The organism is Rhodococcus sp. 06-462-5 (assembly GCF_002258315.1).
Taxonomy (GTDB): domain Bacteria; phylum Actinomycetota; class Actinomycetes; order Mycobacteriales; family Mycobacteriaceae; genus Rhodococcoides.
The window spans coordinates 100,585-109,829 of sequence record NZ_NOYD01000023.1; the positions used below are offsets into that span (position 1 = coordinate 100,585).

General features: G+C 66.2%; 1 protein-coding gene and 1 pseudogene. Both read right to left on the bottom strand.

Translation table 11 applies throughout. The features are described from left to right. Positions 1 to 45: 45 nt before the first annotated feature. Complete coding sequence (locus CH251_RS14180) at positions 46 to 9,045, bottom strand: non-ribosomal peptide synthetase (RefSeq protein WP_256979068.1); 9,000 nt, start codon at positions 9,043 to 9,045, stop codon at positions 46 to 48. A 6-nt stretch (positions 9,046 to 9,051) separates the two neighbouring features. Then, positions 9,052 to 9,237: pseudogene (locus CH251_RS28285) on the bottom strand (phosphopantetheine-binding protein); the annotation flags it as partial. Between the last annotated feature and the right edge of the window lie 8 nt (positions 9,238 to 9,245).

Here is a 9,245-nt window from a genome sequence, read left to right on the forward strand (position 1 = left end):
GGGTTCGACCCGGCGGCGGCGCAGTCGTTTTCGTATCGACCGCGCTCAGCAGACCGGGGCTCGATCGAGTGACGACGAGAGGGCGTCGCGCAACTCGGCCACCGCCTCGTCGGACATGCCGATCACCGTGACGGCCACCGACGTCGACTCGATTCGATAGCGCACCACACAGCGGTACTCGGCCTCGACGCCTTCGCGTTCCCCGGACGCGACGAGGCCGTAGGTTCGAGTGACCAGAACATCGGAATGCTCCACCTTGCGGAGTGCTCTGCGACCGGTTCTGTTGTGGAACCGAAGAAGTGGGAACTCCCGCGGGTCCACGTCCGCCGCGGCGAGCCTGGCCCGTGACGGCCACGTCGCCGTGAACGGCCCGACGGGTAATCCCGCAGCGGTGTCCCCGGTGAGCATGTCCACCTCGAGATCGACGCGCAGATTGTCGGATGCACCGTGCGTGATCTGGCGGAGTGCACCATCGATTGCTGCCTCGACGTGACCGTCGAGGTCGATCTCGAAGTCGATTCGGCCACCGGACACCCACATCGAATCATTTTCTGTCGTCGGACGTTCGGACGCGACCACCCAGGCTTCGACGTGGTCGACATCGAGTTCCTGCGCGTCGTTCTCGATGGCTTCGAGGGCCGGGGACAGGGGCGCTGACGGCTTCTCGGTGTCGTCGGCCCCGATCAGACGGCGTGCCATCCGGTGGACCGAGGACCTATCTGCGGCAGTCGAGTGAACTGCCAGCACGAACGCGACACCGGTGTCGTCGGCCCACGCGACCACCGCCGCCGAATGTCCAGTGCCCACATCGATCATCGAGAGGGCCTGTGCTGCAGCGTCGTCGATGTCCACAGCGGAAAGGTGGGCAACGAATTGCCCTGCGGGATCGACGGCCTCGGCCGGTCTCACCTCCGAAGTCCACAACCGGCGACTCGCAGCGGTCACCGATATCCGCAGTGCATCGGTGGCCGATACCAGCCGGACGAACGACGACCGCAACGAGTCGAGATCCTGTGCAGGAGCCTGCACCACCTCGGTGTACGCCCAGCTGTCGACGCCACTGCCGGACTCGCGCAGTCGTTCCAGGGTCGACGACGGCACCAACGGGATCGGTTCTGTGGTCGGTGCGGAAACGGTCATCGATGCGGCCAGTTCGCCGATCGTCCGCTTCTCGAACACGTCCCGGATCGTCAGCGGGAGGTCCTGTCGCCGCGCGAGTGACACCAGTCGCGCAGCGAGGATGCTGTCACCTCCCAGTCGGAAGAAGTCCTCGTCTACGGACAGGTCAACGGCTTCGGGTGTGCGAAGCACCTCCCGGAACAGCTGCGCCACAGCCACTTCGGCAACCGACTCAGGATCCCGACTGCCTTGGGACAGAGCGGCAGCGAGGTCGGGAGTGGGGAGAGCTCGTCGGTCCAGCTTTCCGTTCGGAGTGGTCGGGAACCGATCCAGTTCGGTGAACGTGGAGGGCACCATGTACTCGGGGAGACGAGATGCGACGAACGCGCGAAGGTCGTCCCCGGTGACGCCGGTGCCGGTGAGGGTGAAGTACGCGTGCAATGCCCGTGTGCCGGCAGGGTGATCGGCCGCGGCGAGGGCCGCACCCGAGACCCCCGGGTGGAGCTCGAGGGTGCTGCGGACTTCGTCGAGTTCGATGCGGAAACCGCGGATCTTCACCTGATCGTCGGATCGGCCGAGATACTCGAGAGCGCCGGATTCGTTCCACTGCACCAGATCGCCTGTGCGATAGAGCCTGTTTCCCGGCGCGCCGAACGGGTCAGGAACGAAGCGCGAGGACGTGAGTGCCGGCCGGCCGATGTATCCGTCCGCGAGCTGTGCACCACCGAGGTAGAGCTCTCCGGTGACCCCGATCGGCACCGGACGCAGCCATGCGTCGAGTACCCGCGCTCGTGTGTTCGAGACCGGCGTACCGATCGGAACCGACGACGCCTCGGCCACCTCCTCGGCAACGACCCGGTGCGCAGTGATGTTCACCGTGGTCTCGGTGGGGCCGTACACATTGAGTACGCGAGCGCGAGCCCGAGCCAGCGAGCGTCCCAGAGGGCCGGGGAAGAGCTCGCCACCGACCGCCAGATATCGCAGTCGGGTGTCGTCCGGATCGAATCCTTGCTCCACCATGGCTTGCAAGGCAGTCGGAACGAAGTCCGCGTAGGCGATCGGTTCGTCACGGAGTATCTGCGCCAGGTAATCGAGGTCTTTCTCGCCGCCGGGCCGGATCAATCTGATCGCACCCCCGGTGATCAACGGCCAGAAGAACTCCGGCACCGAGACGTCGAAGCCGACGGAAGTCTTCTGCAGCACCAGGTCCCCGTCACCGATCGGGAAGACGGACTGCATCCACCGATTCAGGTTCACCGCGGCGCGGTGCGAGACCACGACCCCCTTGGGGCGTCCGGTGGTGCCGGAGGTGAACAGAACGTACGCGCCGTCCTCTGCCGATGGCGGGCAGAGACGCTCCACGGAATGTGACCCCGCTTGCGGCAGTGGGTCATCGAGCGTGACGACACCGACCCCGGAGAGCCCGGCCGAGTGATGTCGATCGAGTGTCGCGAGGTCCGTGACGACGACCGTCGGAGTCGCGTCCTGGATGATCTGCGCGACGCGCACGGTCGGGTTGTCGGGATCTATCGGGACGTATGAGGCCCCGGCCCGAACGATCGCCACGATGGTCACGACGAGGTCGAGCGAGCGAGGCAGGAGGACAGCGGCTCGGGTGCCCCTGGTGACGCCGTGCTGCAGGAGCGCTCGCGTGAGCTCCTGCACTCGAACGTCCAACTCTCCGTACGTTGTATCGACGCCGTCGTCGCTCCGCACGGCGATCGAGTCGGGAGTTCTGGTGACCTGCGCGCTGATCAGATCGCTGAGGGTCTCGCCCGTGTCGGGCACCTCGGCTCCGCTGGTCCACCGCGCGATGCGATCGAGATCGGATGCAGGCACTAGATCGAGCTCCGCGACCCGGGTGCCCGGCCGCGAAACGAACGCATCGAGAGTGCGGGCGAAGATCGTGGCGATGCGGCTCACGACGTCTGCCGTGACAACGTTTGCTGCGTAGGAGAATTCGAACGTCGTAGACTCTCCTCCGGGGATGACGGCAAGGGTCAGCGGGTAGTGGGTCGAGTCGCGCCCGTCCACCTCGGTCAGGGTGAGACTTCCACCGGTGTGGTCGGCACCGGTGTCTATCGGATAGTTCTCGTAGACGACCAGCGTGTCGAACAGGGTGGGCAGTCCGGCGATCCGGTGCAGATCCGGCAACCCGACATGATGGTGGTCGAGCAGTGCGGTGTTCTGGCCGTGAACTCGGCCGATCAGTTCGATCAGGGTCGGGTTGTCACCGATCCGGACAGGGGTGGGGACGGTGTCGACGAACATGCCGACCGAGTTCTCGATGCCGTCGATGCCCGCGGGACGCCCCGAGACGGTGGTCCCGAACGTGACGGTGGGAAGGCCGGTGACGGCGTTGAGCGTGACGGCCCAGGCGGATTGAACGAGGGTGCTGAATGTCGAGCCCTGCGAGCGCGCGAGTGCGAACAATTCGGCTGTTCGGTCCGGTCCTTCCTCCAGGACGAGCTGCTCGGGGAACTCGGTCGACGACGTGGTCGCGGTGGGAGCTATCGACGTCGGTTCGGTGACCGAGGCCAGTGCGTCGGTCCATGCCCGCGTGGTGGCTCCGGTGTCCCGGGTCCCGAGCCAGCGCAGGAAGTCGGAATGAGCGCGGTCGGGAATCACCGGCGCGTCCGGGCTGCGGTAGGCCTCGAGGAGTGTGGTGATCAACGAGGGTGTGGACCACCCGTCGGCGAGGACGTGGTGCATCGTGACGACGACGCGGTGTTCGGCCGGAGCGAGTGTGAGGGCCGTGAGCCGAAGCAGCGGCGGTCGATCCAACACGAACGGAGTAGCCCTGTCCTGCGCCGCGATACGGACAGCTTCCGCGGCAGGGTCGTCCTCGGTGGTGAGGTCGACGTGATCGATCGTCGCCGACACCTGTGCCGGAACGACCGCGACCTGGTCGCCGTCGGATAGTCCGGTGATTGCGGCCCTGAGGTTCGGGTACGTCTCGAGTACGGTGCCCAGCGCACTCGACAGTCTCGTGGGATCGAGTGTGCCCGTGAGGTGCACGACGTTCTGGGTGACGTAGACATCGACTCCCGATTCTGCACCGACGAGCGATTCGAACACCATGCCGTGTTGCAGCGGCGTCAGCGGATGCACGTCGGCGATGTCGCCGTACCGCGCTTCCCAGCCGGCGATGTCGGCGAACGTCACTCCGGATGCGATGACGTCCGACGGAGATCGGCGTATCCGGTCGGTGGTGGCCGCATACTGCGCCAGCGTCGTCAGGGCTTCGACCCAGAGATGGGCCAACTCCTGTGCGTCGCTCTCGGTGACGAGCTGCCCCGCGTACGTCCAGGTGCCCTCGATGACCGTCGACCCGTCGAGGCCCGGTACCGCAGCGACGTTGATATCGATCGCCGCAGCCGCGGGGGACAGAACGGACGCGTGCCCACCGATACCGGGCAGTTCGGGCGCGCTGGTCCAGAATGCCTGGCTACCAGCGGTTTCGGCGGAGTCGGTGAACCGTCCGAGATAGTTGAACGCGAGGTCCGGCACCGTCGAGGCGGTGAGTCGCTGCGCAGCAGACGAATCGAGGTAGCGCAGCACGCCGTAGCCGATTCCGTGTGCAGGTACCGAAGCGAGCGATTCCTTGACCCGCAGTATCGCATCGGCCGCGGAGTTCGGATCGGTCAGTGCCGCAGCGGGATCGATGTTCCCGATGTCAGCGGCCACGGGGTACCAGGTGGTGAACCACCCGACCGAACGAGACAGGTCGGCCCCGGGCACCGTGGTCTCGTCACGTCCGTGCCCCTCCAGGCCCACGATGGGCCTGTGGACACCGAGCCCTCGACGGGCGCGCCAGACCCCCGTGGCGACGGCCAGAGCGCCGACGAGGATGTCGTCGACGCCGGCGGACAGCGCCGTCGTGAGTGGGCCCAGCACGGTCTCGGTGATCTGCGGGGGGACCGTGACGTGGATGTCCGCGGTGGTCGCCACGGTGTCCCGGGACGGATCGAGTGGCCGGTCGGTGATAACCGGAACGATGGCGTCGACGACGGTGGCCCAGTAGTCGAGCTGCGACGCGATCTCGATGTCGCGAGCGCGGCTCTGGAGCGCCGCGGTCCATGACGTCACATCGGTTCCGACGCCGAGCAGTTCGTCCGTCGTGCTGCCGGATTCGAGTGCCCACGCTTGCGCCAGGTCGTCCTCGAGGATTCGCCACGACACACCGTCGACGACGAGGTGGTGTGCAACCACGACCAGACGGCCGGTGCTCTCGCGAGGATCGGTGACCGCCACGGCGCGCCACATGACGGACGTGTGGGGGTCGAGTTCACGAGAGAGTTCGGTGACGAGCGAATCCACTCGGCTCGTCCATCCGGCCGATTCCCAACCGCCGGCGAAGGTCTCGGACACAATATGGCTGTCGGCTGCGCTCGACGTATCGGGGATGGTCATGAACCACGCTCCGGTGTCGTCGCGCTCTATCCCGGCGTGCAATACCCGATGGTGCGCCGCAACGCGGGTCATGACCCGGCGTACCGCGTCGACCGTGATCTCTCCCGGAGTGACGAACACGTAGGACTGCGTGAACTCGTCGAAACCTGGTTCCTCGAGATGCGCTGCGGCGATGGGCATCACGCGCGATCGACGGACCTGTTTCGGCCCCGCCGCCGTCGACCGGGTCCGATGGTCAACCGAGCGTGCGAGGGCAGCGACGGTACGGGCGGCGAATACTTCTGCCGCGGTGACCGTCAGGCCCGCCCGGCGAGCAGCTGACACCACCTGGATCGAGGAGATGCTGTCGCCGCCGAGACCGAAGAAGTCGTCGTCCACCGAAAGTGTGACGTCGCGGCCCAGACTCAACACGTCCCGGAAGATCTGTGCCAACGCATTTTCGGTGTCGGTCGAGGGCGCGCGTCCACTGCCCGTGCTCGGCAATTCCGGGATTGGCAGTGCCCGGCGGTCCAGCTTTCCGTTGGCGGTGGTGGGGAGGGCGTCGAGACGGACGAAAGTTGTCGGGACCATGTAGTCGGGCAGAGCCGCCGCGACGTGGGCCGTCAACGCGTCACGGTCGACGGATCCGCCGGTGTGGTACGCGACCAGGAATGCCCCACCGGCAGGGCGATCGGCGGCGATCACGACTGCCGCCGATACTGCGGGATGTGCCTCGACCACCGTTCGGATGTCGTCGAGCTCGATGCGGAAGCCGCGAATCTTGACCTGATCGTCCGAGCGACCGAAATATTCGAGGGCACCGGAGGCGTTCCACCGCACGAGGTCTCCGGTGCGGTAGAGACGAAGTCCCGGAGTGCGCGGATCGGCGACGAACCGCTGCGCAGTCAGTGCGCTGCGTCGAATGTATCCGCCGGCCAACTGAACGCCGCCGAGGTACAGCTCGCCCACGACACCGACAGGGCAGTCTCTGAGCCACGAATCCAGAACGCGCACGGACGTGTTGGTGACCGGTCGGCCGATGGGAACGACGGTGCGGCCTTCGAGTTCGGCGGCCGAGACCGGATGAGCAGTGACGTCGACGGCGGCTTCGGTAGGCCCGTAGAGGTTGTGAAGTTCGGCGCGGCCGAAGAGCTCGCCCGCTGCGATTGCCGCCGATGCGGGGAGAGCTTCACCCGAGAAGAAGACCCGGCGTAACGACTCGACTCGACTCGGAGCCGGCTCGGCGGCGAGGAAGGCCGCGAGCATGGCCGGAACGAAGTGGGCCACCGTCACCCGGTGCCGTTCGATGACCTCGGTGAGGTAATCGGCGTCCTTGTGGCCCTCGTCGCGGGCGACGATCAGGGTGGCTCCGCTGACGAACGGCAGGAAGAACTCCCACACGGACACGTCGAACACGGCAGGAGTCTTCAGCAGAACGCGATCGCGCTCGGTGATGCCGTAATCGTCTCGCATCCAACGCAATCGATTCACGATCGCCTCGTGCGAGACCATGACACCCTTCGGGCGACCGGTGGTCCCCGAGGTGAAAATGACGTACGCCGTGTCCGATGCGCACGGTGACACCGCGTCGACAGCGTAGACGTCCTCGGAATCGAGGCGGGCCCGTACGGTCGGATTATCCTTCACGACAACCGAATCGGCGAACATACCCGGGTGTGCTGCCAGTGCGGAGCTGTCGGTGACAGTGACACGCGGGGTGGCGTCGTCGAGAATGTGCCCGATCCGCTCCGACGGATATGCCGGGTCGATCGGCACGTAAGCGGCACCGAGGCGGACAGCGGCGTGCAACGTGACGACGAGATCGATCGAACGAGGCAGCATCACGGCAACCCGGTCGCCGCGGGTCACTCCCACACCGGCCAGGACGGCGGTCATGGCATCGATGCGGATGTCGAACTGTCGGTAGGTGAGTGCCATGCCGGTGTCGTCGACGACGGCGACGGCGTCGGGTGTGGCCTGAATCCAGTTGTGCACCAGCGAGTCCAGTGTCGCGTCGTCGACACTCTGCTGAGTTCCGTTCTCCCACCGGGCCGTCCGCGCTCGATCTGCCTCGGGAATCAGAGGGGCGTCGACGATGCGGGAGTGGGGTGCATGGGCGATGGCACTCATCACGGCCTTGAGGACCTCGACGAGTCGTTCCATCGTGGCGGACGTGAAGAGGTCCGCCGCGTAGGCGATCGAGCCGGCGATTCCGTTCGGACCGTCTTCGATGTCCAGCTCGAGATCGGTCTTCACCGTCGACGACGACACTGTTCCTGCGGGTTCGACCTGTATTCCGGGAAGGTCGAGGTAGTCCTCGTCCGATTCGGTGTCGATCGCGATGTGAGTGAGGAGGATCTGGAACAGAGGTGTGCGGTCGGTGGTACGGGTGATCCCGACTTCGCGGACGATTCCCTCGAACGGTGCGCTCTGGTGGGCGAATCCGTCCAGGACGGTCTGCCGGACGCGAGTGAGCAGATCGGCGAACGTGTCTCGCGGGTACAGGCGGTGCCGTAGCGGCAGGGTGTTGACGAAGTAGCCGACGACGTCTTCGAGGCCGTCCTCGGTACGCCCTCCGACCGGCGATCCGATCACGACGTCCGAAGCCGAGCCGAGCAGCGATACCGTCGCAGCGGTTGCGGCCTGGGAGATCATGAACATCGACACGCCCAGGTCTGCCGCCGTGCGGCGCAGACCGTCAACGGTGTCGGTGTCGAGGACGAACGACAGGTCGCCGCCACGGTGGGTCGGTTGTGCGGGTCGTGGATGGTCGGTGGCGAGCGTCGACTCGTCCGGTGCGTCTGCGAGGGCGTCGCGCCAATAACTTAGGTGTCCGGCCAGTGTCGACGACGGCTCCGTCGGATCGCCGAGCGTGGCGCGCTGCCACGTGGCGTACTGCGCGTACGAGGTGGGCAGTGGGGACCAGTCGGGTGACCCGCCCGCGAGGCGAGCGGAGTACGCGATGGACAGGTCGCCGAACAGGGATGCGGTCGACCACTCGTCGATGGCGTGATGGTGGACCGCGATCAGGACGGTCCACTCCGTGTCGTCGACGCGGAGCACGGACACCCGGATGGGCAGTTCGGTGGCCAGATCGAAGCCGACATCGATCACCGTCCCGATGTGGTCCAGGACCTGCTGCTCGACGGTGCTGCGAGGACCGACCCGGCGAAGATCGGCGATCTCGATCGGCGCGCGTTCGGTTGCGGGCACGATCCTTTGGGTGAGTGCACTGCCGCGTTCGACGAGCAGTGTGCGCAGTGTCGCGTGTCGTGCCACGACATCGTGCACAGCTGCCGTGAAAGCGGAGGTGTCGAGGGTGCCGGTCAGCCTCAGCACTGTGGGCACGACGTACTGGGACTTCGGTGCTCCGAGTTGGTCGATCACCCACAACGACTGCTGGCCGAACGATGCCGGAACCATCTCGGGCACAACGACATCGGACAGGGCTGTTCTGTCCCCGCCGGCGGCACCGTCCAGGACGGTGGCAAGACCGCCGATCGAGGGTGCGTCGAAGACCGACCGAAGAGTCAACGCGGAAGCGAAGTGGGCGTTGGTGCGGGCGATGAGTCGGGTGGCGGTCAGGGAGTGTCCGCCGAGGTGGAAGAAGTTGTCGTCGACGGTGAGGGTGGTGTCGTTGTCGAGGTGGAGTACGTCGCGGTAGATGTGGGTGAGTGTGTGTTCGGTGGGGGTGTTGGGGGTTCTGCCGGTGCCGGTGGTGGTGATGTCGGGGG